The 23,609-nt window shown below is 56.0% G+C and carries 23 protein-coding genes; 3 read left to right on the forward strand and 20 right to left on the reverse strand.

Going from position 1 to position 23,609, the window contains the following annotated elements:
- Nucleotides 1–111: 111 nt before the first annotated feature.
- The 8 genes from fabF to yceD form a co-directional block, all read right to left on the reverse strand.
- Nucleotides 112–1,353 carry a beta-ketoacyl-ACP synthase II gene (fabF, locus tag UR504_RS03320; protein ID WP_032639670.1) on the reverse strand — a complete coding sequence of 414 codons (1,242 nt, stop codon included), beginning with the start codon at nucleotides 1,351–1,353 and terminating at the stop codon, nucleotides 112–114.
- A 91-nt stretch (nucleotides 1,354–1,444) separates the two neighbouring features.
- A complete protein-coding gene (gene acpP, locus UR504_RS03325) occupies nucleotides 1,445–1,681 on the reverse strand; it encodes an acyl carrier protein (protein WP_003857954.1) in 237 nt (78 codons plus the stop codon).
- 153 nt (nucleotides 1,682–1,834) lie between these two features.
- A complete protein-coding gene (gene fabG / locus UR504_RS03330) occupies nucleotides 1,835–2,569 on the reverse strand; it encodes a 3-oxoacyl-ACP reductase FabG (RefSeq protein ID WP_008500795.1) in 735 nt (244 codons plus the stop codon).
- Nucleotides 2,570–2,581: 12 nt separating this feature from the next.
- Nucleotides 2,582–3,511 carry an ACP S-malonyltransferase gene (gene fabD / locus UR504_RS03335; protein WP_302234733.1) on the reverse strand — a complete coding sequence of 310 codons (930 nt, stop codon included), beginning with the start codon at nucleotides 3,509–3,511 and terminating at the stop codon, nucleotides 2,582–2,584.
- A 15-nt stretch (nucleotides 3,512–3,526) separates the two neighbouring features.
- Nucleotides 3,527–4,480: a beta-ketoacyl-ACP synthase III gene (locus tag UR504_RS03340; RefSeq protein ID WP_115874729.1), complete on the reverse strand. Its 954-nt coding sequence runs from the start codon at nucleotides 4,478–4,480 to the stop codon at nucleotides 3,527–3,529.
- A 6-nt stretch (nucleotides 4,481–4,486) separates the two neighbouring features.
- Complete coding sequence (plsX, locus tag UR504_RS03345; RefSeq protein WP_060568787.1) at nucleotides 4,487–5,521, reverse strand: phosphate acyltransferase PlsX; 1,035 nt, start codon at nucleotides 5,519–5,521, stop codon at nucleotides 4,487–4,489.
- An 80-nt stretch (nucleotides 5,522–5,601) separates the two neighbouring features.
- Nucleotides 5,602–5,775 carry a 50S ribosomal protein L32 gene (gene rpmF / locus UR504_RS03350; protein ID WP_003857964.1) on the reverse strand — a complete coding sequence of 58 codons (174 nt, stop codon included), beginning with the start codon at nucleotides 5,773–5,775 and terminating at the stop codon, nucleotides 5,602–5,604.
- A 16-nt stretch (nucleotides 5,776–5,791) separates the two neighbouring features.
- Complete coding sequence (yceD, locus tag UR504_RS03355; RefSeq protein WP_014883375.1) at nucleotides 5,792–6,313, reverse strand: 23S rRNA accumulation protein YceD; 522 nt, start codon at nucleotides 6,311–6,313, stop codon at nucleotides 5,792–5,794.
- A 140-nt stretch (nucleotides 6,314–6,453) separates the two neighbouring features.
- Here yceD and UR504_RS03360 point away from each other — a divergent pair, with 140 nt between their 5' ends.
- The gene (locus tag UR504_RS03360; protein WP_302234732.1) at nucleotides 6,454–7,038 is read left to right on the forward strand and encodes a Maf family protein; all 585 of its coding nucleotides are present in this window, start codon (nucleotides 6,454–6,456) and stop codon (nucleotides 7,036–7,038) included.
- A 65-nt stretch (nucleotides 7,039–7,103) separates the two neighbouring features.
- Here the strand turns inward: UR504_RS03360 and rluC are convergent, their stop codons facing one another.
- Nucleotides 7,104–8,051 (reverse strand): 23S rRNA pseudouridine(955/2504/2580) synthase RluC, encoded by a 948-nt coding sequence (gene rluC / locus UR504_RS03365; protein WP_021240761.1) that lies wholly within the window; start codon nucleotides 8,049–8,051, stop codon nucleotides 7,104–7,106.
- 572 nt (nucleotides 8,052–8,623) lie between these two features.
- Between rluC and rne the strand changes: the two genes are divergently transcribed.
- A complete protein-coding gene (rne, locus tag UR504_RS03370; RefSeq protein WP_302234731.1) occupies nucleotides 8,624–11,743 on the forward strand; it encodes a ribonuclease E in 3,120 nt (1,039 codons plus the stop codon).
- Nucleotides 11,744–11,791: 48 nt separating this feature from the next.
- On the opposite strand, the gene UR504_RS03375 is transcribed toward rne, so the two are convergent.
- Complete coding sequence (locus UR504_RS03375) at nucleotides 11,792–12,694, reverse strand: LysR family transcriptional regulator (RefSeq protein ID WP_414464870.1); 903 nt, start codon at nucleotides 12,692–12,694, stop codon at nucleotides 11,792–11,794.
- Nucleotides 12,695–12,839: 145 nt separating this feature from the next.
- Here UR504_RS03375 and UR504_RS03380 point away from each other — a divergent pair, with 145 nt between their 5' ends.
- Nucleotides 12,840–14,054 carry an MFS transporter gene (locus UR504_RS03380; protein WP_302234729.1) on the forward strand — a complete coding sequence of 405 codons (1,215 nt, stop codon included), beginning with the start codon at nucleotides 12,840–12,842 and terminating at the stop codon, nucleotides 14,052–14,054.
- Between the two features lie 75 nt (nucleotides 14,055–14,129).
- Here UR504_RS03380 and flgL read toward each other — a convergent pair whose 3' ends face one another.
- The 10 genes from flgL to flgC form a co-directional block, all read right to left on the reverse strand.
- Nucleotides 14,130–15,083, reverse strand: a complete 954-nt coding sequence (flgL, locus tag UR504_RS03385; protein ID WP_033145208.1) for a flagellar hook-associated protein FlgL — start codon at nucleotides 15,081–15,083, stop codon at nucleotides 14,130–14,132.
- A 14-nt stretch (nucleotides 15,084–15,097) separates the two neighbouring features.
- The gene (flgK, locus tag UR504_RS03390) at nucleotides 15,098–16,738 is read right to left on the reverse strand and encodes a flagellar hook-associated protein FlgK (protein WP_302234728.1); all 1,641 of its coding nucleotides are present in this window, start codon (nucleotides 16,736–16,738) and stop codon (nucleotides 15,098–15,100) included.
- 75 nt (nucleotides 16,739–16,813) lie between these two features.
- On the reverse strand, nucleotides 16,814–17,767 hold the full coding sequence (gene flgJ / locus UR504_RS03395) for a flagellar assembly peptidoglycan hydrolase FlgJ (RefSeq protein ID WP_111965535.1): 954 nt from the start codon (nucleotides 17,765–17,767) through the stop codon (nucleotides 16,814–16,816).
- Nucleotides 17,767–18,864, reverse strand: a complete 1,098-nt coding sequence (locus tag UR504_RS03400) for a flagellar basal body P-ring protein FlgI (RefSeq protein ID WP_302234727.1) — start codon at nucleotides 18,862–18,864, stop codon at nucleotides 17,767–17,769. The genes flgJ and UR504_RS03400 overlap by 1 nt, the downstream gene beginning before the upstream one ends.
- A gap of 12 nt (nucleotides 18,865–18,876) precedes the next feature.
- Entirely contained in the window at nucleotides 18,877–19,575 is a 699-nt protein-coding gene (gene flgH, locus UR504_RS03405; RefSeq protein WP_023311139.1) for a flagellar basal body L-ring protein FlgH, read from the reverse strand.
- A gap of 57 nt (nucleotides 19,576–19,632) precedes the next feature.
- Nucleotides 19,633–20,415 carry a flagellar basal-body rod protein FlgG gene (gene flgG, locus UR504_RS03410; protein ID WP_008500810.1) on the reverse strand — a complete coding sequence of 261 codons (783 nt, stop codon included), beginning with the start codon at nucleotides 20,413–20,415 and terminating at the stop codon, nucleotides 19,633–19,635.
- A gap of 11 nt (nucleotides 20,416–20,426) precedes the next feature.
- Nucleotides 20,427–21,182, reverse strand: coding sequence for a flagellar basal body rod protein FlgF (locus UR504_RS03415; RefSeq protein ID WP_033145205.1), 756 nt, complete (start codon nucleotides 21,180–21,182; stop codon nucleotides 20,427–20,429).
- Between the two features lie 20 nt (nucleotides 21,183–21,202).
- Nucleotides 21,203–22,453 carry a flagellar hook protein FlgE gene (gene flgE / locus UR504_RS03420; RefSeq protein ID WP_302234726.1) on the reverse strand — a complete coding sequence of 417 codons (1,251 nt, stop codon included), beginning with the start codon at nucleotides 22,451–22,453 and terminating at the stop codon, nucleotides 21,203–21,205.
- Nucleotides 22,454–22,479: 26 nt separating this feature from the next.
- Nucleotides 22,480–23,190 carry a flagellar hook assembly protein FlgD gene (flgD, locus tag UR504_RS03425; protein ID WP_111965533.1) on the reverse strand — a complete coding sequence of 237 codons (711 nt, stop codon included), beginning with the start codon at nucleotides 23,188–23,190 and terminating at the stop codon, nucleotides 22,480–22,482.
- Between the two features lie 11 nt (nucleotides 23,191–23,201).
- On the reverse strand, nucleotides 23,202–23,606 hold the full coding sequence (gene flgC / locus UR504_RS03430) for a flagellar basal body rod protein FlgC (RefSeq protein WP_008500814.1): 405 nt from the start codon (nucleotides 23,604–23,606) through the stop codon (nucleotides 23,202–23,204).
- Nucleotides 23,607–23,609: the final 3 nt, after the last annotated feature.

The raw sequence follows: 23,609 nt of genomic DNA on the forward strand, positions 1-23,609 counted from the left end.
TTATGCGTGGGCGTTTAGTCTGGCAGGATGTCATGCAGCCGACAAGAAGATTAGCCTTAATAAAAAAGGCCCGGCAAGCGGACCTTTTTAAAAGCTATCGGGACGTCAGGATCAGATCTTTTTGAAGATCAGAGAACCGTTGGTGCCGCCGAAGCCGAAGGAGTTACACAGGGTGTACTCCATACCGCTAACCTGACGCGCTTCGTGAGGAACGAAGTCCAGATCGCAACCTTCATCCGGGTTATCCAGGTTGATGGTTGGCGGAACAGCCTGATCGCGCAGCGCAAGGATGGAGTAGATTGACTCTACTGCACCCGCCGCGCCCAGCAGGTGACCGGTCATGGACTTCGTGGAGCTCACCAGTACGCGGCTGGCAGACTCGCCGAAGATAGATTTAACCGCCTGAGCTTCAGCTTTATCGCCTGCAGGAGTAGACGTGCCGTGCGCGTTAACATAGCCAATCTGAGCCGGGGTAATACCCGCATCACGGATTGCGTTTTCCATCGCCAGCGCAGCACCTGCACCGTTCTCCGGAGGAGACGTCATGTGGTACGCATCGCTGCTCATACCAAAGCCAACGACTTCAGCATAAATTTTCGCACCGCGTTTTTTCGCGTGTTCGTACTCTTCCAGTACGATCATGCCCGCCCCGTCGCCCAGCACGAAGCCGTCACGGTCTTTATCCCACGGACGGCTTGCCGCCTGCGGGTTATCATTACGGGTAGACAGCGCACGGGCTGCGCCGAAACCGCCAACACCCAGCGGGGTACTGGCTTTTTCAGCACCGCCGGCAACCATAGCATCTGCATCGCCGTACGCAATAATGCGCGCGGCCTGGCCGATGTTATGTACGCCAGACGTACAGGCGGTCGCGATAGAAATGCTTGGCCCACGCAGGCCGAACATGATGGTCAGGTGACCTGCCACCATATTAACAATCGTGGACGGAACGAAGAACGGGCTGATCTTACGCGGGCCGCCATTCATCAGAGATGTATGGTTTTCCTCGATCAGGCCAAGGCCGCCAATCCCGGAGCCGATAGCGGCGCCGATACGGGTTGCGTTCTCTTCCGTAATCTCAAGGCCAGAATCCTGCATGGCCTGAACGCCAGCGACAATTCCATATTGAATGAAGGCATCCATCTTGCGCTGTTCTTTGCGCGAGATGATCTCTTCACAGTTAAAATCCTTTACTAAGCCAGCAAATTTCGTTGCATAGGCGCTAGTATCGAAATGGTCGATTAGGCTGATGCCGCTCTGACCGGCAAGGAGAGCTTTCCAGGTGGACTCTACGGTATTGCCGACAGGAGACAACATGCCAAGTCCGGTCACAACTACACGACGCTTAGACACGTTTGTCCTCCAGGGAGGGATAAAAAAAGAGATTCGTGGGACTAAAAAAGATAAAACTCAGGCGGTCGAATGACCGCCTGGAGATGTTCACTTACGCCTGGTGACCGTTGATGTAATCAATGGCAGCCTGAACGGTGGTGATCTTCTCAGCTTCTTCGTCCGGAATCTCAGTATCAAACTCTTCTTCCAGAGCCATTACCAGCTCAACGGTGTCAAGAGAATCTGCGCCCAGGTCTTCAACGAAGGAAGCGGAGTTCACAACTTCTTCCTGCTTAACGCCCAGCTGTTCGCCGATAATTTTCTTAACGCGTTCTTCGATAGTGCTCATACTCTTAAATTTCCTATCAAAACTCGCTTTCGCGATGGTTTTCGTAGTGTATAAAATGTTGAAAAATTTGCAACTAAATCCCGGCAGTTCTTACCACGATTTTACGTTATTTTGAGGCCTTTTACCCAAATAACGCAAATTTTTTTATCGTGGTTAAACCATATACATCCCGCCGTTGACGTGGAGGGTCTCACCAGTGATGTAACCCGCTTCGTCAGAGGCTAAAAATGCAACCGCACTGGCGATTTCTTTAGGGTCGCCAAGACGACCCGCCGGAACTGCCGCCAGCGTACCCGCACGCTGCTCATCAGTCAGCGCACGCGTCATGTCCGTTTCAATAAAGCCCGGAGCAACAACGTTTACCGTAATACCGCGGGACGCAACTTCACGCGCCAGCGACTTACTGAAACCAATCAGACCTGCTTTCGCCGCAGCGTAGTTAGCCTGACCAGCATTTCCCATGGTACCTACCACAGAACCGACAGTGATAATACGACCATGACGCTTTTTCATCATAGCGCGCATTACCGCTTTTGACAGACGGAATACAGATGACAGGTTGGTTTCGATGATATCGTTCCACTCGTCGTCTTTCATTCGCATTAACAGGTTATCGCGAGTGATCCCGGCATTGTTTACCAGAATATCCACTTCGCCAAACTCTGCGCGAATATTTTCCAGAACAGATTCGATAGATGCAGGTTCAGTCACATTCAGTACCAGACCTTTACCGTTTGCACCCAGATACTCGCTGATGGCCTGAGCGCCATTCTCGCTGGTTGCTGTACCAATCACCTTCGCGCCGCGCGCAACCAGTGTTTCAGCAATTGCACGCCCGATACCGCGGCTTGCGCCAGTGACCAGGGCGATTTTTCCTTCAAAACTCATGGTATTCCTCTTTTATTGCGAGAGTGCCGCTGACATCGCTTCCGGCTCGTTAATCGCCGAGGCTGTCAGGGTGTCAACAATACGTTTTGTCAGACCGGTGAGGACTTTACCTGGGCCGACTTCATACAGATGCTCAACGCCCTGTGCGGCCATAAACTCAACGGTTTTGGTCCACTGTACCGGGCTATAGAGCTGGCGAACCAGTGCGTCACGGATAGCTTCCGGCGCGGTTTCGCATTTCACATCGACGTTGTTCACGACAGAAATCGTCGGTGCGTTAAAGGTAATTTTTTCCAGCTCAACCGCCAGTTTCTCGGCAGCAGGCTTCATCAGCGCGCAGTGAGACGGCACGCTGACAGGCAGCGGCAGGGCACGCTTAGCGCCCGCTGCTTTACAGGCCGCACCCGCGCGTTCAACCGCTTCTTTATGACCTGCGATAACCACCTGACCCGGCGAGTTGAAGTTCACCGGCGAGACAATCTGGCCTTCAGCAGATTCTTCACACGCTTTTGCAATTGCAGCATCATCCAGACCGATAATGGCAGACATGCCGCCCGTGCCTTCCGGCACCGCTTCCTGCATGAATTTACCACGCAGTTCCACCAGACGTACCGCGTCAGCAAATGCGATCACGCCGGCGCACACCAGCGCAGAGTATTCACCCAGGCTATGGCCTGCGAGCAGCGCTGGCGCTTTACCGCCCTGCTGCTGCCAGACGCGCCACAGCGCAACAGATGCGGTCAGCAGCGCTGGCTGGGTCTGCCAGGTTTTGTTCAGCTCTTCGGCCGGCCCCTGCTGGGTCAGTGCCCATAAATCATAACCCAGTGCATCAGAAGCTTCACGGAAAGTCTCTTCAATGACCGGGTAGTTTGCTGCCATTTCAGACAACATCCCAACGGTTTGAGAGCCCTGGCCCGGGAACACAAAAGCAAATTGCGTCATTTTTTATTCCTTATCCTAGAAACGAACCAGCGCGGAACCCCAGGTGAACCCGCCACCGAAGGCTTCAAGCAAGACCAGCTGGCCCCGTTTGATTCGTCCATCGCGTACCGCTTCATCAAATGCGCACGGTACCGACGCCGCAGAAGTGTTGCCGTGACGATCAAGGGTCACAACAACGTTATCCATCGACATGCCCAGCTTTTTCGCGGTCGCGCTGATGATGCGCAGGTTCGCCTGATGCGGCACCAGCCAGTCGAGAGAGGAACGCTCAAGGTTATTCGCTTCCAGCGTTTCATCAACGATGTGTGCTAGCTCAGTCACCGCCACCTTGAACACCTCGTTCCCTGCCATGGTCAGGTAAATCGAGTTGTCCGGATTAACGCGATCGGCGTTAGGCAGAGTCAACAGCTCGCCGTAGCTGCCATCAGCATGCAGATGCGTAGAGATGATACCCGGCTCTTCGGACTGCCCCAGCAGCACCGCGCCTGCGCCATCACCAAAAATAATGATCGTTCCGCGATCGGTTGGATCGCAGGTGCGCGCCAGCACGTCAGCACCGATCACCAGCGCATATTTAACGGCACCGGATTTCACGTACTGATCGGCAACGCTCAGCGCATAGGTGAAGCCTGCGCACGCTGCAGCGACGTCAAACGCCGGACAGCCTTTAATGCCGAGCATGTTTTGCACCTGGCACGCTGCACTTGGGAATGCATGCGTGGCAGACGTCGTGGCGACCACGATCAAACCAATCTGTTCTTTATCAATGCCCGCCATTTCGATAGCACGCTGTGCGGCTTCGTAACCCATGGTCGACACGGTTTCGTCTGGCGCGGCAATACGACGTTCACGGATACCTGTGCGCGTGACAATCCACTCGTCAGACGTATCTACCATTTTTTCCAGATCGGCGTTGGTACGCACTTGTTTTGGCAGGTAGCTGCCGGTACCTAAAATCTTCGTATACATGTACGCTCAGTCACTTTTAGCTAATACAGATTCCAGGCGAGCGGCAATCCGTTGAGGGACTTGTCGCTGCACCGCCTGCACTGCCTGTTCAATCGCGACAGCAAATGCTCGCTGATTGGCGGCGCCATGACTCTTAATCACGATGCCGCGCAATCCTAACAGACAGGCGCCATTATACTGGTCGGGGTTGAGGTGACTGAATCGCCGCGTCAGGCTCTTTTGTAGCCAACGCTTCAATAAAATGAGCCACCAGGCGCTTTTTTTGCCCTCTCCCTGAGATTTCAGCAGAGAAAGAAACATGCGCACGACCCCTTCCATGGTCTTCAACGTGACGTTTCCGGTGAAGCCATCGCACACCAGAACATCCGTTTTCCCCGTCAACAACTCATTGGCTTCGAGATAACCAATATAGTTGATGGAGGGAACCTGTTTGAGCAATTCAGCCGCTTCGCGAATGCTGTCCAGGCCTTTGGTCTCTTCTTCACCAATGTTCAGTAACGCAACACGGGGAGTGTTGATCCCGACAACTTCTTCTGCCAGCACCGATCCCATCACGGCAAACTGAGCCAGCATAGTACTATCGCAGTCGACGTTAGCGCCTAAATCGAGCACCACCGTCTTGCCCTTCTGCTGATGCGGTAATACCGTCACCAGCGCCGGGCGCTCAATACCTTCTATAGGTTTGAGCAGTAATTTCGACAGCCCCATCAGCGCGCCGGTATTTCCCGCGCTAACGCAAGCCTGGGCTCGCCCTTCTTTCACCAACTCCAGCGCTATCCGCATAGAGCTGCCACGACTGTTGCGAATAGCCTGCGAGGGTCGGGCATCACTGGCAATAACTGACTGCGCAGGAATAATCTGCAGACGCGAACGTTGTTCAAAGTCAGCTTTTGCGAGTAATGGCGTGATTGCGTCGGGATTGCCGACTAAAAGAAGTGTGAGTTGCGAATTAGAATTCAGTGCCTGCAATGCTGCAGGCACTGTCACGGAAGGGCCAAAATCTCCCCCCATGACATCTAACGCCAGGGTTAGACGTGTCAAGGTATCGTCGCAGCCTGGTTCGGTAAATTCCCCGTTTACACGGGGAAATCCTCACTAAGCCTAATCACGCTTGCGCGTGATTACTTAGTGATAACCTTGCGGCCGCGGTAGAAACCGTCAGCGGTGATGTGGTGACGCAGGTGTTTCTCACCAGAAGTCTTGTCTACAGACAGGCTGGTAACTGCGGTCAGCGCGTCATGGGAACGACGCATGCCACGTTTGGAACGGGTTGGTTTATTCTGTTGTACGGCCATGGACCTTACTCCTCAATTACTTACGCTTTAAGCTGGCTAATACGGCAAATGGGTTTGGTTTTTGCGCTTCATCAGGCAGTTCCCCAAAGACCATGTCCGCCTCGGACACTTCACAGTGTTCAGAATCATGCACCGGAACTACTGGCAAGGTGAGGATGATTTCATCTTCAACCAGAGCCAGAAGATCGATTTCACCGAATTCGTTAACCTCAATCGGCTCATACGCTTCCGGGAGTGCTTCAGCCTGTTCGTCAGAACGGACCGGACTGAAACAATACGTTGTGTGAACATGCTGTACAAACGGTTTCCCGCAACGCTGACATTCGAGCGTTACCGTTACCTTCGCATCACCGGTTAAAACGGCGAGACGCTGGTTGTCGATAGCGAACGACATGGAGCATTCTACATCACTGTCCACACTGACTACGGATTCGGCAATACGCTCAGCCTGATCGGAAGTATAGATACCTTCATAATCGAGGCGTTTTTGAGCCGTACGAACCGGATCAAGAGTCAGGGGTAATTTTACCTTTTGCATAGGGCGCGCATATTAACTTTGTAACGTCATAGAGTCAAAGAAAAAGGCAACCAGAGCTGCCTTTTGCCAATTATTCGCACACATTGCGGCCTGTAGTTTAAAATGGCTGGCATCGATACGCTATATCTGGTGATAAAAATATGCCAAATCTCGTCCTTGCTTCCACGTCTCCCTATCGCCGAATGCTGCTGGAAAAGCTCGGGATCCCGTTTGAATGCGCCGCGCCAGAGATTGATGAGACGCCACAGCCGGGTGAATCACCGCGTCATCTGGTGACGCGTCTCGCTAAAGAGAAAGCGCAGTCGCTGGCAGCACGTTACCCCGCACATTTGATTATAGGCTCCGATCAGGTTTGCGTACTGGACGGCGAAATCACCGGCAAGCCCCATACGGAGGAGAACGCCTGCCAGCAGCTTCTGCGTGCACGAGGCAGTATCGTGACCTTTTATACCGGCCTGGCGCTTTACAACTCCGCTTCCGGTCATCTGCAAACTGAATGCGAACCGTTCGACGTGCACTTCCGCCATCTCAGCGAGCAGGAGATTATGGATTATGTGCGCCGTGAGCGACCGCTGAACTGCGCGGGGAGCTTTAAAAGTGAAGGATTGGGGATTGCACTTTTCGACAAGCTGGACGGTCGGGATCCCAACACCCTGGTGGGGTTACCGCTAATTGCCCTGTGTCAGATGTTAAGACGAGAAGAGTGTAATCCGCTGACGATGTGACTGGGACGTTGCGGCCTGATGCCCTCACCCGCCCCTCTCCCACAGGGAGAGGGAGGAAGGCAAAATCAGCCGCGCAAAACCTTAAGACAGCGTTTCAGCTGCTCATCCAGCGGCGCTTCAATACGGATCACTTCACCGGTATTCGGATGGGTAAACTTCAGCGCTGCCGCATGCAGGAACAGACGCGACAGCCCCGTTCCCGCCAGCTGCTTATCAAACTCGCGGTCGCCATAGCGGTCATCAAACGCGATGGGATGCCCTGCAAACTGCGTATGCACGCGGATCTGGTGGGTCCGGCCGGTCACCGGACTGCAGCGCACCAGCGTGGCAAACTCATACCGCTCTTCAACCTTAAAGCGCGTCTCAGACGGTTTCCCTTCCTGGCTCACGCGGACAATACGCTCACCGCTTTGCAGAATATTTTTCAGCAGCGGCGCCTGCACCACTTTAACATGGGACTGCCACTGGCCGCGCACCAGCGCCAGATAGTCTTTCTGCATCCCTTTTTCACGCAGCTGTTCATGCAGAGAACGCAGCGCGGAACGCTTTTTCGCCACCAGCAGAACGCCAGAGGTGTCGCGGTCAAGACGATGCACCAGTTCAAGGAAGCGCGCTTCCGGGCGCAGGGCACGCAGCCCTTCAATCACCCCGAAGCTCAGACCGCTACCGCCATGAACAGCCGTCCCTGACGGTTTGTTCAGCACCAGAATGTGGTCGTCTTCATAAAGGATCACATCACTCAGGGCCGCCACTTTCTGTAGCTTCGGTGATACGGTCTCTTCTTCACGCTCTGCCACGCGCACCGGTGGAATACGCACTTCGTCACCGGCTTCGAGTTTGTACTCGGGCTTCACGCGTTTTTTGTTAACCCGCACCTCGCCCTTACGCAGAATGCGGTAAATCATGCTCTTTGGCACCCCTTTTAGCTGGGTGCGCAAAAAGTTATCGATACGCTGCCCCGCTTCATCTTCGGCGATGGCAACCATTTTTACGGCTGGAGTCTCTGTTTTCATGGTTGGCGATTCTAAATATCGCCAGCCATTAGCGCCACTCATTTTTCTATGCTTATATTTACTTTTATCCGGCCTGCTACCCGTTTCGCGCAACCGATTTGGTGGTTATTAAACCAATCGCCATTCTGAAGTGAAGAAACTGTGAGTAACCGGGTGATAATTGGTAAAAGTCATCTTGCTATAACCCGGCGAGCAGTGGAATAATGAGGCTGTTTTCCGTGTTAAATCCTGGTTAAGTAAGGATGTTGACGGAATGACCAATTTTGTCTGACCGATCATCCACGCAGCAATGGCGTAAGACGTATTGATCTTTCAGGCAGTTAGCGGGCTGCGGGTTGCAGTACTTCCCGGTATAAGGATTGTTCTCTGGAGAGTTCTACCCAGGCAATTCCCCTGATAATTGCGCTGTGTTTCCGTATGAAATACAGGCAACCGACACTCTGCGCCTCTTAAGCGAGCGACAACCGTGAGGTTGGCGACGTGAACAGACACGAGGCCATCGGTTCATACCCCGGAAAGCGTCACCTTGCCCGCAGCTTTGTCGTCAATGTAAGAATAACGAGTAAGTTACGATGAAAAGAATGTTAATCAACGCAACTCAGCAAGAAGAGTTGCGTGTCGCCCTTGTGGATGGGCAGCGCCTGTACGATCTGGATATCGAAAGTCCTGGACACGAACAGAAAAAAGCGAACATTTACAAAGGTAAAATCACCCGCATTGAACCAAGCCTTGAAGCTGCATTTGTCGATTACGGTGCTGAGCGTCATGGTTTCCTCCCTCTGAAAGAAATTGCCCGCGAATATTTCCCTGCAAACTACAACGCCCATGGCCGCCCAAACATCAAAGATGTGCTGCGTGAAGGTCAGGAAGTTATCGTTCAGATTGATAAAGAAGAGCGTGGCAACAAAGGTGCCGCACTAACAACCTTTATCAGCCTGGCAGGGAGCTATCTGGTTCTGATGCCAAACAACCCGCGTGCGGGTGGCATCTCTCGCCGTATCGAAGGTGATGACCGTACCGAGCTGAAAGAAGCGCTGGCAAGCCTCGAGCTGCCTGATGGCATGGGGCTTATCGTGCGTACCGCAGGCGTTGGCAAATCCGCCGAAGCGCTGCAGTGGGACCTGAGCTTCCGTCTGAAGCACTGGGAAGCCATCCAGAAAGCAGCGGAAAGCCGCCCTGCTCCGTTCCTGATCCACCAGGAAAGCAACGTTATCGTGCGTGCCTTCCGTGACTACCTGCGTCAGGACATCGGTGAAATTCTGATCGATAACCCGAAAGTACTTGAGCTGGCGCGCCAGCACATTGCCGCGCTGGGTCGTCCGGATTTCACCAGCAAAATTAAACTGTACACCGGTGAAATACCGCTGTTCAGCCACTATCAGATCGAATCCCAGATTGAATCCGCCTTCCAGCGTGAAGTGCGCCTGCCATCCGGCGGTTCTATCGTTATCGATACCACTGAAGCGCTGACCGCTATCGACATCAACTCCGCTCGCGCAACGCGCGGTGGCGATATCGAAGAGACCGCCTTCAACACCAACCTTGAAGCCGCTGATGAAATCGCCCGCCAGCTCCGCCTGCGCGACCTGGGTGGTCTGATTGTTATCGACTTCATCGACATGACCCCTGTTCGCCACCAGCGTGCGGTTGAAAACCGTCTGCGCGAAGCGGTGCGTCAGGACAGGGCGCGTATCCAGATTAGCCATATCTCACGCTTTGGCCTGCTGGAGATGTCCCGTCAGCGTCTGAGCCCGTCGCTGGGTGAGTCCAGCCATCACGTCTGCCCACGCTGCTCCGGCACCGGTACCGTGCGTGATAACGAATCGCTGTCCCTCTCGATTCTGCGTCTGATTGAAGAAGAAGCGCTGAAAGAGAATACCAAAGAGGTTCACGCGATTGTCCCTGTGCCAATTGCCTCTTACCTGCTGAACGAAAAACGTGCTGCGGTCAGTGCCATTGAAGCGCGTCAGGGTGGCGTTCGCTGCATCATCGTGCCAAACGATCAGATGGAAACCCCGCACTATCACGTGCTGCGTGTCCGTAAAGGCGAAGAGACGTCAACGCTCAGCTACCTGCTGCCGAAGCTGCATGAAGAAGAGATGGCCCTGCCGTCCGATGAAGAGCCAGCCGAGCGCAAGCTGCCTGAGCAGCCTGCGTTAGCGACCTTCATTATGCCTGAAGCACCGCCTGAAGCAGCCCTAGAAAAACCGGCGGCCAAACCTGCGGCGCAGAAACCTGAAGCAACGGCAGCGAAAGCCCAGCCGGCGCAGCCTGGTCTGCTGAGCCGCTTCTTCGGCGCGCTGAAGAAGATGTTTGCCGGTGAGGAAGTTCAGCCAGAGCAGCCGAAAGAAGAGCCAAAAGCGGCCAAGCCTGAGCGTCAGCAGGACCGCCGTAAGCGTCAGAACAACCGCCGCGATCGTAACGACCGCAGCGATCGCAATGACCGCAACGAGCGTCGTGACAACCGTGACAACCGCTCTGAGAATAACGAAGGCCGTGAGCAACGCGAAGACAACCGTCGCAACCGTCGCGAGAAACAGCAGCAGAATGTTGAAGATCGTGAAATTCGCCAGCAGGCGGGCGATGAGTCTGAGAAGAGCAAACAGCGTGACGACCAGCAGCCGCGCCGTGAACGCAACCGTCGCCGTAACGACGAGAAGCGTCAGGCACAGCAGGAAGTCAAAAACCTGAACCGCGAAGATCCTGTTGAACAGCAGGACGGCGAGCAGGAAGAACGTACTCAGGTAATGCCACGTCGTAAGCAGCGCCAGCTTGCTCAGAAAGTTCGTTTCGCCTCCGAAGCAACCGAAGAGTCAGCAATTGTCCCGGTTGAAACCCGCGAGAGCGCAGCCGGTACTCAGCTTGCAAAAGTTGACCTGCCAGCGGTCGTTGATAACAACGTTGAGCAGGATGATAACGGTGAAAACCGTGATAACGCCGGCATGCCGCGCCGTTCACGTCGTTCCCCACGTCATCTGCGCGTCAGCGGCCAGCGCCGTCGTCGCTATCGTGACGAGCGTTACCCAACTCAGTCGCCAATGCCGCTGACCATTGCCTGTGCTTCACCAGAAATGGCCTCCGGCAAAGTCTGGATCCGCTACCCGGTAGCGCGTCCGGAGCAGGTTGTTGAAGAACAGCCAGTAACCGAAGAGGTTATTGCACCTGCAGCAGCGGTAGAAGAGGTCGTGACTGAAGCGGCAACCGTGGTGGAACCTCAGGTTGTTGAAACTGCAGCCCCTCAGGTAGCTGAAGTCGAAACCACGCATCCGGAAGTGATTGCCGCGCCGGTTGATGCCGCACCGCAGCTTATTGCTGAAGAAGATGTCGTGGTGGCTGAGGAAATCGCTGAAGAAGCTGAACCTGTAGCCGCAGTGGAAGACACCGCTGAAGCCATCGTCGAAACGACCGCTGAAGAAATCGTTCAGGACGTTGAGATTGAGGTTGAACCGGTTGTTGAAGAACCGAAAGCGCCTGAAGTGAAACCAGAGCTGGTTGTTTCTGCGCCAGCCGCTGCCCACGTGGCGACAGCACCAATGACGCGCGCTCCGGCGCCGGATTACGTGCCTGAAGCACCGCGTCACAGCGACTGGGTTCGCCCGGCATTCAGCTTCGAAGGTAAAGGCGCAGCCGGTGGCCACAGTGCAACGCATCAGGCGACTGCACCTGCAACGCGTCCGCAGTCTGTCGAATAACGACAAACGACGCTGAAAGTAAAAAGCCGACCTGAGGGTCGGCTTTTTTTATGGCTGCTGCACAGGCTTCCTCATCCCGGTCACCTCCGGCATGACCTGCCGCATCAACTCCAGAAAACGCCGCAAGCGTGCCGGATAATAACGGGACCAGGGATAAACCAGATGCACCGGTAGCGCCGCTGGCTGCCACTCCGGCAGCAAGTGCACCAGCCGCCCTTCCTGAATATCGTCCTGTACCGTCCAGCTGGAGACCACCGCCACGCCAAGCCCGGTGAGTGCAGTGTTACGTGCGACATACAGGCTGTCGGTACTTAGCCGTGGCGTAATAGCAATCCGCGCGGTGGCGGGCGAAGTATCGTGAAAAAGCTCCACGTGGCGCTGGTAGAAAGAGCTGATGGCTATCCAGGGAAACTGCTGCAAATCCTCCGGCGTGGTAACCGCTGGAAAACGGGCCAGCAGTGCCGGTGAAGCCACCACCGAGCGCGGCACCTCCGCCAGCAGCACGGACACGGTCGCCGGATCGACCTCCACGCCTACCCGAATAGCACAGTCCAGGTTGTCGCCGAGGAAATCCGCCGACCTGTCGTTGAGCATCCACTCAATCGAAAGCTGCGGATAACGTTGCAAAAATTCGGTTACGGGTTTAAGAAGCTGATCCTGACCAAACGCGTGGGGAGCGCGCACCCGCAGCACGCCTACCGGCTCATCTTCCGTCTGCCCCACCTCATCTTCCAGCGCCAGCCAGCTGTCAATCACCCGACGGGCGTGCTGATAGCAGCGCTCGCCGTCATCCGTCAGCCGCGTCGTGTGGGTGGTGCGCAATATCAGGCGTACGCCCAGCATGGTCTCAAGCGACTGTAACCGTCTGCTCACAGTGGCCTGGGTGGTGGCCAGCTGCCGTGCCGCCGCAGAGAGGGAACCCGCCTCCACGATGCGAACAAACGTCCGCATTAGCTCCACCCTGTCTATACGCTCAGCTCTTTTCATCGCCTTTTCACTTATACGTTCAACGTATAAGCGTTTTACCACCGGGCCCGCTACCGTCGCAAGGCGTACTGATAAAAAATAGCCTCACACGACGAATGAGGAACTTCTTATGAACACAACAACCGCCGCCCATGCCGTGAGCCGCTGGGTGATTTTAATGCTGGCGATCGGTGCAGGTTTCAGCGTGGCATCAATCTATTATGCCCAGCCTCTGCTGCCGCTGATGGGCGCAGACCTTCATCTGAGTATCGAAGGAATGGGCATGGTCCCGACGCTCACCCAGGCGGGATATGCCCTGGGGATCCTGTTCCTGCTTCCGCTCGGCGATCGCCACGACCGCAGGACGTTAATCCTGATAAAGAGTGCGGCGCTGGCGATGTTTCTTCTCGGCTGTAGCCTGACCGGGCAGATCCACTCTCTGCTGCTGGCAAGCCTGCTCATCGGCATGGCCGCCACCATGGCACAGGATATCGTCCCTGCCGCGGCCATCCTTGCGCCGGAAGGTAAACAGGGGAAAACCGTGGGCACGGTAATGACCGGGCTGCTGATGGGTATCTTATTATCAAGAACCGTGAGCGGCGTGGTGGGTGAAGCGTTTGGCTGGCGCGTCATGTACCAGCTGGCGGCGGCGAGCATTGCGTTCATCGGCGTGATGATGTGGTTTGTGCTTCCCCGTTTTGCCATTCACTCCACGCTGAGCTACCCCGCGCTGATGCGCTCAATGGAACACCTGTGGCGTCGCTATCCGGCGCTGCGCCGTGCGGCGCTGGCTCAGGGCTTTCTGTCGATTGCCTTTAGCGCCTTCTGGTCTACGCTTGCGGTCATGCTGCTTGAGCACTATCACCTGGGCAGTGCCGTAGCGGGTGGTTTTGGTATTGCAGGTGCCGCCGGTGCGTTAGCTGCCCCGCTGGCAGGAGGTCTGGCGGATAAACTGGGTGCAGGAAAAGTCACGCAGCTTGGTGCCGTTCTGGTGACCGTCTCATTTGCCCTGATGTTCCTGATGCCCGCGCTGGGCGTTCATGGACAGCTGATTCTGATCGCCATCTCTGCCGTCGGGTTCGACCTGGGTCTGCAGTCAAGCCTGGTCGCTCACCAGAATCTGGTATACAGCCTTGAACCACAGGCTCGGGGTCGTCTCAACGCCCTGCTCTTTACGGTGGTCTTTATCGGGATGGCGCTGGGTTCCGCGTTAGGCAGCAATATCTACTCGCTGGCTGGCTGGACGGGTGTGGTCGCGCTGGCGACAGTCTGTGGCGTCATTGCACTGGCAATTCGTCTGATTGAAAGCGCGCGTGTCGCCTCCGCATCAGCAGAAGTTGCATAAAAAAAATGCCCAATCCAGGCGGATTGGGCAGTAAAACATGCCCAGTTTCAAGACATGTTCCAAGAGGTCAAGATGTTATTTGTTCAGCTGGAACAGAGACATGCCCTGCATATCGCTAAACGCTTTATAAGACGCCTGCAAGGCCGCCTGCTGCATGGTGTAAGAGGAAATCGCTTCGTTCCAGTCAACATCCACCAGGTCGCTCATCTGCTTGGTCTGACCCAGCGCGCGGTCATCACCCAGCGTATCGAGTTTTTCCAGCTCGTTCATCTTGGTTCCCACATCCGCAACGACCGTCAGGACATTGTTCTGGGAGTTTTTGATGCCGATTTGCGCATTGGCAATCACCTGGCTTTGCGCCGTGGCAGCAGCCGGATCGTTTTCAATCGGCGTCTTCAGCGACGCAATCGCAGAATCCAGGATTTTGAACATGTTCGTCTGGCCATATCCACCGCCCGGCAGCTGTTCTGCATTACTGGTAATGCTTTCGAAAATTTGCTGGCCGGTATGGCTAATGGTCATATTTCGCGCCGTATCAACCTGCTGCGTGATGGCCTCTGCGCCGCCGTTGTAATCCCCGGTCGCGGCATCAAACGGTGCGCTCTCGGTTTTGTATCCCGCAAAGATAAAGCGACCATTACCATCCGTCGTGTTGGCCAGGTTCATAAGCTGATCGCGGATCCCCTGAATATCGGTCGCCAGAGAAAGACGGTCGTCATCGCTTAACGTGCCGTTCGACGCATAAACGAGCTTCTCGCGCACGCTCGAGATCGCGGTGTTGACCTGGGTTAACACGTTATCTTCCAGCGAGACCTTCTGCGTTGCAAAGGTGCGCGCGAGCGCAAACTGGCTGTTTTGCGACTGAGACTGTGACAGAACGATGGCCTGCGACGCGGCGATAGGATCGTCCGAAGGACGATTGACGCGCTTGCCGGTGGACATCTGCTCACCGTAGCTCAGCCATCTGCTCTGGGAATCGGTGATCCCACGCATGTTCTGCTCGTACATCATCTGGGTGCTAATACGCATTGTTCACCTCAACCTTAACGAATGTTGATAATTGCATCGAAGAGCGTACTGGCAGTCTGGAGAACCTGGGCGTTCGCCAGGTAATACTGCTGATAACGCTGCAAATTGCCATACTCTTCGTCGAGGTTTACCCCAGAGATGGTCTGCTGCTGCTTGATTAACTGCGTCTCCACGTTGGCTTTCGTCTGGCTGCTCACCTTCAGTGACGCCGTTGAGCTACCGACGGTACTGACGAGAGAGGCATACGCATCGTTGAAGGTTTTGTTTCCACCCACTACTTTGCCATTTTGCAGATCGAGCAGTTTTTGGCCGTTACGGTTATCACTCTCTCCGCCGTTCTGCACCGATGCCATCGCCAGCTTGGACTCGTCGCTGATCGCGAGTTCCATGTTCATGATGACGTTGGAAACAGGCTTCACGGTAAAGCTGTCTTTGGTGTTTGCCGTACCGCTCACGTTGACGTTAAGGCCATCAAACGACAGATTGCCGCTGGCATCCGGGCTCATCGTAAAGCTGGTTTTGTCTGAAGTACGGGTAACCGTCCAGTCAGTGCCGTTAAACTGCAGCTTATAGTCTGTCGCCTGGACCTGCTTGCTGTCCGCTACAGAAGCCGTAACAACCGCCGAACCGCCGTTCTTGCTGCTGGACAGGACCGCCGGAGAGCCGAAGTTGAACAGCTTACCGCCCGCATCACCGTTCGCATCAAAGCCGGCTTCATGCTGCGCGTTCATTGAATCTGCAAAGGCCAGCGCCATCTGGTTCAGGGTGTTACGAGCTTTATCAAGATCTTCCGTGCGGAAGGTCAGTAAACCGCCCAAAGAACCGGTGGTAATCATCTTCTCCGGGATCTCGACATTACCCGCTACGTCGTCGACATAGGCCACGGTGGTACGAGCCGGATCTGCACTCGACTTCACGGCAGCCAGCTGGTTGGCTTTGCTGCCCTGAACCAGGCTGTAACCGTTGCCGAAAGAGATGTTAAACGTACCGCTATCCTGAACAGACACTTCCACGCCGACGATTTTGTTCAGCTCATTGACGAGCTGATCGCGCTGGTCGAGCAGATCGTTAGGCGATGCGCCCGCGCCGACGCCGGTCAGACGAGAGATCTGATCGTTCAGGTTCGCAATCTGTTTGGCATAGTTGTTGATCTGAGACACGCTGGTCCCAATAGCGGTATTGACCTGCGTATCCTGGTCACGCAAATACTGATCGTTGGTTTTGAACTGATTGACCAGACCACCCGCTTTACCCAGCACCGTCTGACGTGCAGCCGGGTCTTCCGCGTTGCTCACCAGCGTTTGCAGGCTTTTGAAGAAATCCTGCAGGGTGGTGGAGAGCGAGTTGGTGGTATCAGAGAGCACATCGTCGATTTTTGACATCTGCTGATAGCGCGTCGTCAGACCGCTGCTCTGCGTCTGCGCGGCGCGCAGCTGGTTGGTGATGAAGGCGTCATACTCACGCTGGACACCGGAGACATACACCCCGTTACCCACCCAGCCACCGCCGGTCAGCGTGCTGTTAGATGCGCCCAGCACCGTGGTCTGGCGGGTGTAACCTGCCACGTTATAGCTTGAAATATTATTACTGACGGTATTGAGTGCCGACTGCGCAGCACTGAGGCCACTCATGGCGCTGTTAATCAAACTGGACATGGGGGTTCCTTTTATACGTTCAGACACGAGTCCTGATGAAGGTTATCGGCAACCTCCACCGGGACTTGAGAACTTTCAGAACAGATTTTCAATATCTGTGCTATAGGCTTTGCTGACTTTCTCGCCCATGGATTTCAGCTGCTGGATCATGCTGGTGAGCTTGCGTGCATAGTTCGGGTCAGTCGCGTAGCCCGCGTTTTGTAAGGCCTGAGCGCCCTGCTCCGCCGTCGCCGCCTGCGTAACGGCGGTATAACGCGGATTTCGGCTCAGCAGGCCAACGTAGTCGGACAATGCTTCCAGATAAGAGCTGTAGACGCGGAATTTTGCTTTGACCTTCACCGCCGCACCGTTCTCGTATTCAGTGGTCGTGATCTCCGTTGTTGGCCCCTTCCAGCTGGAGGTGGCCTTCACGCCGAAGATGTTGAAGCTCGGCTCGCCGTTTTCCTTGCGGATCTGGCGCTGGCCCCAGCCCGACTCCAGCGCGGCCTGCGCCAGAATCAGATGATGCGGCACGCCGCTCTGTTCGCTGGCAAGGCGCGCGGGCAGAGAAAGCTGCGCCAGGAAGTCTTTGCTGTCACCGGAGAGCGGCTCATCGCCGCTGCCCGTGGCTTTTGGCATCGCTTTACGCACCATTTGCGTCAGAGCCTGGTTCTGATAACTGGTCACCGTTTCCAGGTCGAACTTCATCGGCACCTGCTGCGTCTGTTCCTGAGGCTGAATGCCCTGCGCGGCTTCGGTCTGTTTCACAATCATGTCAGCCAGACCGAGGCCTTTACCGGCGGTCATCTGCTGCGCAATCTGCTGGTCATACATGCTGGTGTAGAGACGCGTTGAATCACTGCTGAACATCCCGTCTTTCGGCAGGGTTTCACGCATGCTTTTCAGCATCATCTGTACAAACATCCCTTCCACCTGGCGGGCGACCGGGCGGATGTTCGCCGCCGGGTCTTTTCCTGCTTTGGTTTTCAGTTCGTTGAGCGACTGGGCATCCCAGGCTGCACTGGTCAACAGTTTGCTATCGGTCAGCATTAGATGATTTCCAGTTTGGCGCGCAGGCAGCCCGCGCTTTGCATGGATTGCAGAATGGACATCAGATCCATCGGCGTTGCACCCAGGGCGTTCAGGGCTCGCACCACGCTGTTCAGGTTGGCACTGGAGCGAACGCTCTGCAGCGACCCGCCGCTCTGACGCATATCAATCTGCGTTTGCGGCGTCACCACCGTCTGACCGCCACTAAATGGCGTATTCGGCTGGCTCACGTTCGCGGAGCGGTTTACCGTTACGGAGAGGTTGCCCTGCGCTACGGCACAGCTGTCCAGCGACACTTCCCGGTTCATGACCACCGAGCCGGTACGGGAGTTGATGATCACCTTGGCATCCTGAACCGGAACGTTCACTTCCATATTCTGGATATCTGCCAGCATGCGCACCTGGTTGCTGCTGCCGGTAGAGGTACGGATCTGCACGGTGCGCGCATCGAGTGCCGTTGCATTACCGTAGCCGCGGCTGCGGTTGATGGTATCGGCAATTTGCTGCGCCATGGTGAAGTCTTCATTATTGAGCTGCAGGTTGATGGTGTTGCCCGCGCCAAACTGGGTCGGCAGTTCACGCTCAATGATCGCCCCGTTGGTGATACGTCCACCGTTAAGCTGGTTCACCTGCACGCTGCTTCCGCCTGCGGATGCGCCCGCACCGCCAACCAGAATGTTCCCCTGCGCCAGCGCATAGACCTGGCTGTCGACGCCTTTCAGCGGGGTCATCAGCAGCGTACCGCCGCGCAGGCTTTTGGCGTTACCCATTGAGGAGACCACCACGTCAATGGTCTGCCCCTGACGAGCAAACGCCGGGTAGGACGCGGTGACCATTACCGCGGCCACGTTTTTCAGCTGCATGTTAGTTCCCGCCGGCACGGTAATGCCGAGCTGGGAAAGCATGTTGTTCAGACTTTGGGTAGTGAACGGCGTCTGGGTGGTCTGGTCACCGGTACCATCCAGACCAACCACCAGGCCATAGCCAATCAGGGAGTTTTCACGGACGCCCTGAACGCTGGTGAGGTCGCGAATACGGTCAGCCTGGGCAAACGTTGCCACCAGCGCGAGCGCCACGGCGAAGATCGATTTAAACATGGGTCACCTCGCTTACATTGGCGATAAATTAAGGAAGAAGCGCTGCAACCAACCCATATTTTGCGCTTCATTGATATAGCCGTTCCCGACGTACTCAATGCGCGCATCCGCCACCTGGGTAGATGGAACGGTGTTGGTGCCGCTGATGGTGCGAGGGTTAACCACGCCCGAGAAGCGAATGAATTCAGTGCCCTGGTTGATGGCGATCTGTTTTTCACCCACAACGTGCAGGTTGCCGTTAACCAGTACCTGGTCAACCGTGACCGTCAGCGTGCCGCTGAAGGTGTTGCTGGCGTTCGCGCCGCCTTTACCGTTAAAGGTGTTGCCGCCGGAGGCCTCAACATCCGCACGGGCATTGCCGAACAGGCCCTGCAGATAGCGTGGCACGGTATCGAAGCCAAAATTGGTTTTGCCATCGCGGCTGGCGTTCGCCGACGAGCTCTTGCTCGCGCTGACGTTTTCCTGCAGCACAATGGTCAATGTATCGCCGACGTTACGCGGGCGGCGATCTTCAAACAGCGGCTGATAGCCGTAATTAATCGGCTGCGCAGTCTGGAAAATGGAGCCGTTTACCACTGGCGCGGGGCCAGGAACGGGTTGGGCAGTCGTCGCACCCTGGACCAATGGTTTAGACGGGATCAAAGCACACCCGCTAAGGGTGACAGCCAGAACAGTCAGTATCGGATAACGAAACGCCGCGTTTTTTTGCATTGCCTTCATCTTCGAAAACAGGGAGCCGGCGCGGCGTTTACCGCACCGGGCTACACCTTAGAGTTGCGTCAGTTTCTGCAGCATCTGGTCGGTCGTCGACACTGCTTTACTGTTAATTTCATACGCGCGCTGGACCTGGATCATATTCACCAGCTCTTCCGCCACGTTCACGTTGGACGTTTCAACATAACCCTGGTACAGCAGACCCGCGCCGTTCAGGCCCGGGGTGCTCTCATTCGGCGTACCGGAGGATTGCGTTTCGGTGTAGAGGTTCTCACCAATGCTTTCCAGACCGGTATCGTTCATGAAGGTGGTCAGGTTGAGCTGCCCGACCTGAACCGGCGCGGCCTGTCCCTGCTGGGTCACGCTGACCACACCGTCACGTCCGATGGTGATGCTCAGGGCATTCGCCGGGATGGTAATCGCAGGCTGAACCTGGAAACCGCCCGCCGTCACCAGCTGGCCGTTCTGATCGACCTGGAACGAACCGTCGCGGGTATAGGCAGAGGTCCCGTCAGGCAGCTGTACCTGGAAGAAGCCCTGGCCTTTGATTGCCACGTCTTTGCTGTTGTTGGTCTGAGACAGGTTGCCCTGGCTGTGCAGACGTTCGGTGGCCACCGGACGAACACCGGTACCGATCTGCAGGCCCGAAGGCAGCGTCGTCTGTTCAGAAGACTGCGCGCCCGGCTGGCGGATGGTTTGATAAAGCAAATCTTCGAAAACGGCACGCTGACGCTTGAAACCATTGGTGCTCACGTTTGCCAGGTTGTTGGCAATCACGTCCATGTTGGTTTGCTGGGCGTCCAGGCCAGTTTTCGCGATCCATAAAGAACTGATCATAAGGAGTCCTGTTAACTCATAGCCAGAAGTTGGTTAGCCTTGCCCGCGTTTTCATCCACGCTGCTGATGATCTTCATCTGCATTTCAAAACGACGGGCGCTGGCGATCATGTCGGTCATGGCTTCGACCGGCTTGACGTTACTGCCTTCCAGAACGCCGGACATCACGCGGATGCTCGGATCGGCCTGTAACGTGGCGCCACGCGTCGCCTGAGCCGCCTGGGTCAGGCGGAACATGCCGTCGTCGCCACGCTGCACGTCTTTGGCTTCCGCCTTCACCAGCTTCAGACGTCCGACGGGCGCAACGGTGTTGGCCGGGTCGCCCGGATTCAGCGCCGAAATGGTGCCGTCCGCAGCGATAGTGAGCTCAGATCCTTCCGGCACGGTCAGCGGACCTGCTTCCCCCATCACCGGATGCCCCTGAATCGTCAGCTGGCCCGTCGCGCTCACCTGGATGTTGCCATTACGGGTATAGCCTTCGCTGCCGTCCGCCGTTTGCACCGCCAGCCAGCCGTCCTGCTGCAGGGCAACGTCCAGCGGGCGTGAGGTGTAATCCATCTGCCCTGGCGTCATATCGGCGCCAGGAGTTGATGCTGTCACCAGCGTACGGGTCGGCAGGGAAAGCCCTTCTACCGGCACCGCGCGCAGCGCATTAAGCTGGGCGCGAAAGCCCGGCGTTGAGGCGTTTGCCAGGTTGCTGGCGGTAACGGCCTGCTGATTGAGCGTCTGACTTGCCGCGCCCATCGCGGTATATATTGCGTGATCCATTGCGCTTTCCTGTTAGCCGCTTAACGCAGGTTAACCAGCGTGTTGAGGATCTGGTCCTGGGTTTTGATGGTCTGCGCGTTCGACTGATAGTTACGCTGCGCGACGATCATGTTCACCAGTTCTTTACTCATATCCACGTTGGAGGCTTCCAGCGCGCCGTTGGTCAGCTTGCCGAAGTTACCGGTGCCCGCGGTACCCAGCAGCGCCACGCCGGAAGACTGTGTGGCAGACCAGACGTTGTCGCCTTCAGACTTCAGGCCTTCGTTGTTGGCGAAGTTTGCCAGCACGATCTGACCCAGAACCTGAGACTGTTCGTTAGAGTAGCTTCCCACCACGGTGCCATCGTCGTTGATCTGGTAGCTCACCAGATCGCCCGGCTTATAGCCGTTCTGATTGGTTGCCACCACGCTGTTTGCACCGGTGTTCTGCTGCATGGAGTTCTGGAAACTCAGGGAGAAGGTCGCCGCCGTCGCACCGCTGACAGAACCCGTGGTGATGTTAATGGCCGGCGTGGCGTTTGGCGTTGCGCTCAGCACGCCCGCCGCGTCGTAGTTATAGACACCCGCCAGGTTACCGTTCGCATCAAAGTTCATCTGCGCCGCTTTCGTCGCAGCAGAACCCGCAACGCTGCCGTCCTGAGTGTAAAGATCCCATTTATTGTTGGCCGTCTTAACGTAGTAGACGTACATGTTATGGGCGTTACCCTGGCTGTCGAATACGGTCACGGTACCTTTTTTGTTATAGGTATCCGGGTTGGTCGCATCGAAGGGGGCGGTTTGAACAGGATCGGTTGAGTTCAGGTTGATCTGCTGCGTGGCGGTGGTGGTTGATTTCGCCGCCATCAGGGTATTCGGGATAGTAATCGCCTGAGGATTCGCACCGGTCTGAACGGTTGGAGGCGTTCCTGCTGCCGGGTAGCCCGTCAGCTGCATGCCCTGCATGTTAACCAGCGTACGGTTTTCATCCAGTTTGAACTGGCCGTTACGGCTGTAGAACACAGAACCGTTAGAATCGACCATACGGAAGAACCCGTTCTGGCTGATGGCAACGTCCAGGCCACGGCCGGTGTTGGTGGTTGTGCCGTCGCTAAAGTCCTGAGTGATGCCTGCAACTTTAACGCCCAGACCCACTTTGGAACCGGCAAACATGTCTGCAAAAGAAGCAGAACCGGATTTAAAACCATAGGTCGCGGAGTTGGCGATGTTGTTGCCAATGACGTCCAGGTTGGTGGCCGCAGCATTCAGGCCGCTGACCGCTTGAGAAAAGGCCATGACTTACTCCTGATAAGTGTTAAGGCTTAGATAATCTGCCGAACTTCGTCGAGTGTGGTGGAACCAGAGGTTCCCAAATCCAGTTTGTTGCCGTCGCTTCCTTTAATCACGCCCTGGACCAGCGCGAACTGCAGCGGCTGCGCCACCAGCTGGGTCGTCCCGTTGCTGGCGCTGATCGCTACTTTGTAAGAACCGTTTGGTGCTTTAGTGCCGTCGGTCAGGCTGCCATCCCACGTAAAGGTGTGAACGCCCGCCTTCAGCTCACCGATATCAATGGTGCGCACGACCGTGCCGTTGCTGTCGGTAATGGTTGCGGTAACTTTCTCCGCCGCCTGCTGCAGCTCAACGCCAAACGGCGTGGTGGTCGTTGTGGTGTTCCCTTCAGTGGTGCTGGTGCCCGCCAGAATCGTGGTTCCAGGGATCATCACCCCGTGACCAATCAGGCTCGCTGCCTGCAGAGACTGGCTGCTGCCAATCTGGCCGGAAACGGCACCGAGGGTAGTGTTGAGCTTCTCAATGCCGCTCACGGTGCTGATCTGCGCAAGCTGCGTGGTCAGTTCGTTGTTCTGCATTGGGTTGGTGGGATCCTGGTTCTTAAGCTGCGCCACCAGCAGCGTCAGAAAGCTGCCCTGAAGATCGGAGGCATTGCTTCCGGTCAGGGAGTTAGAACCCGTCGTACTCTTCGTGTTATTAACACCCGAGTTCGTAGGATCATTCACATTTACGGCGATGGACATGCATGTCTCCTTTACTGGCCGAGAGTGAGTGTTTTGAGCATCATGCTCTTCACGGTATTAAGCACTTCGACGTTGGCCTGGTAGCTACGGGAAGCCGACATGGAGTTCACCATCTCACCCACCACATCCACGTTTGGCATTTTCACGTATCCGCTGGCATCCGCGAGCGGGTTACCCGGCTCATACACCAGCCTGTCCGGCGCCTGGCTCTCTACCACATCAGACACCTTCACACCGCCCGTCGCCGCGCCCGGCGCCGCATCGACCTGAAAGACAACCTGTTTGGCACGATAAGGCTGGCCGTCGGGTCCGGTTACGCTGTCGGCGTTCGCCAGGTTACTGGCGGCCACGTTCAGGCGTTTGGACTGCGCGGTTAACGCCGAACCGGCAATATCAAAAATATTCAACAAGGCCATCTA

It is taken from the genome of Enterobacter sp. 241F3, assembly GCF_034106785.1.
Lineage (GTDB): Bacteria > Pseudomonadota > Gammaproteobacteria > Enterobacterales > Enterobacteriaceae > Enterobacter > Enterobacter vonholyi.

Bases quoted from the DNA above. Each gene is read 5' to 3' on its own strand.
- UR504_RS03415 (WP_033145205.1), bottom strand. From the start codon at position 21,182: ATGGATCACGCAATATATACCGCGATGGGCGCGGCAAGTCAGACGCTC.
- UR504_RS03380 (WP_302234729.1), top strand. From the start codon at position 12,840: ATGAACACAACAACCGCCGCCCATGCCGTGAGCCGCTGGGTGATTTTA.
- flgJ (WP_111965535.1), bottom strand. From the start codon at position 17,767: ATGCTGACCGATAGCAAACTGTTGACCAGTGCAGCCTGGGATGCCCAG.
- fabG (WP_008500795.1), bottom strand. From the start codon at position 2,569: ATGAGTTTTGAAGGAAAAATCGCCCTGGTCACTGGCGCAAGCCGCGGT.
- UR504_RS03400 (WP_302234727.1), bottom strand. From the start codon at position 18,864: ATGTTTAAATCGATCTTCGCCGTGGCGCTCGCGCTGGTGGCAACGTTT.
- UR504_RS03340 (WP_115874729.1), bottom strand. From the start codon at position 4,480: ATGTATACGAAGATTTTAGGTACCGGCAGCTACCTGCCAAAACAAGTG.
- rne (WP_302234731.1), top strand. From the start codon at position 8,624: ATGAAAAGAATGTTAATCAACGCAACTCAGCAAGAAGAGTTGCGTGTC.
- rluC (WP_021240761.1), bottom strand. From the start codon at position 8,051: ATGAAAACAGAGACTCCAGCCGTAAAAATGGTTGCCATCGCCGAAGAT.
- flgC (WP_008500814.1), bottom strand. From the start codon at position 23,606: ATGGCCTTGTTGAATATTTTTGATATTGCCGGTTCGGCGTTAACCGCG.
- flgE (WP_302234726.1), bottom strand. From the start codon at position 22,453: ATGGCCTTTTCTCAAGCGGTCAGCGGCCTGAATGCTGCGGCCACCAAC.
- fabD (WP_302234733.1), bottom strand. From the start codon at position 3,511: ATGACGCAATTTGCTTTTGTGTTCCCGGGCCAGGGCTCTCAAACCGTT.
- flgK (WP_302234728.1), bottom strand. From the start codon at position 16,738: ATGTCCAGTTTGATTAACAGCGCCATGAGTGGCCTCAGTGCTGCGCAG.
- rpmF (WP_003857964.1), bottom strand. From the start codon at position 5,775: ATGGCCGTACAACAGAATAAACCAACCCGTTCCAAACGTGGCATGCGT.
- yceD (WP_014883375.1), bottom strand. From the start codon at position 6,313: ATGCAAAAGGTAAAATTACCCCTGACTCTTGATCCGGTTCGTACGGCT.
- flgH (WP_023311139.1), bottom strand. From the start codon at position 19,575: ATGCAAAAAAACGCGGCGTTTCGTTATCCGATACTGACTGTTCTGGCT.
- flgL (WP_033145208.1), bottom strand. From the start codon at position 15,083: ATGCGTATTAGCACCCAGATGATGTACGAGCAGAACATGCGTGGGATC.
- UR504_RS03360 (WP_302234732.1), top strand. From the start codon at position 6,454: ATGCCAAATCTCGTCCTTGCTTCCACGTCTCCCTATCGCCGAATGCTG.
- acpP (WP_003857954.1), bottom strand. From the start codon at position 1,681: ATGAGCACTATCGAAGAACGCGTTAAGAAAATTATCGGCGAACAGCTG.
- flgG (WP_008500810.1), bottom strand. From the start codon at position 20,415: ATGATCAGTTCTTTATGGATCGCGAAAACTGGCCTGGACGCCCAGCAA.
- flgD (WP_111965533.1), bottom strand. From the start codon at position 23,190: ATGTCCATCGCCGTAAATGTGAATGATCCTACGAACTCGGGTGTTAAT.
- UR504_RS03375 (WP_414464870.1), bottom strand. From the start codon at position 12,694: ATGCGGACGTTTGTTCGCATCGTGGAGGCGGGTTCCCTCTCTGCGGCG.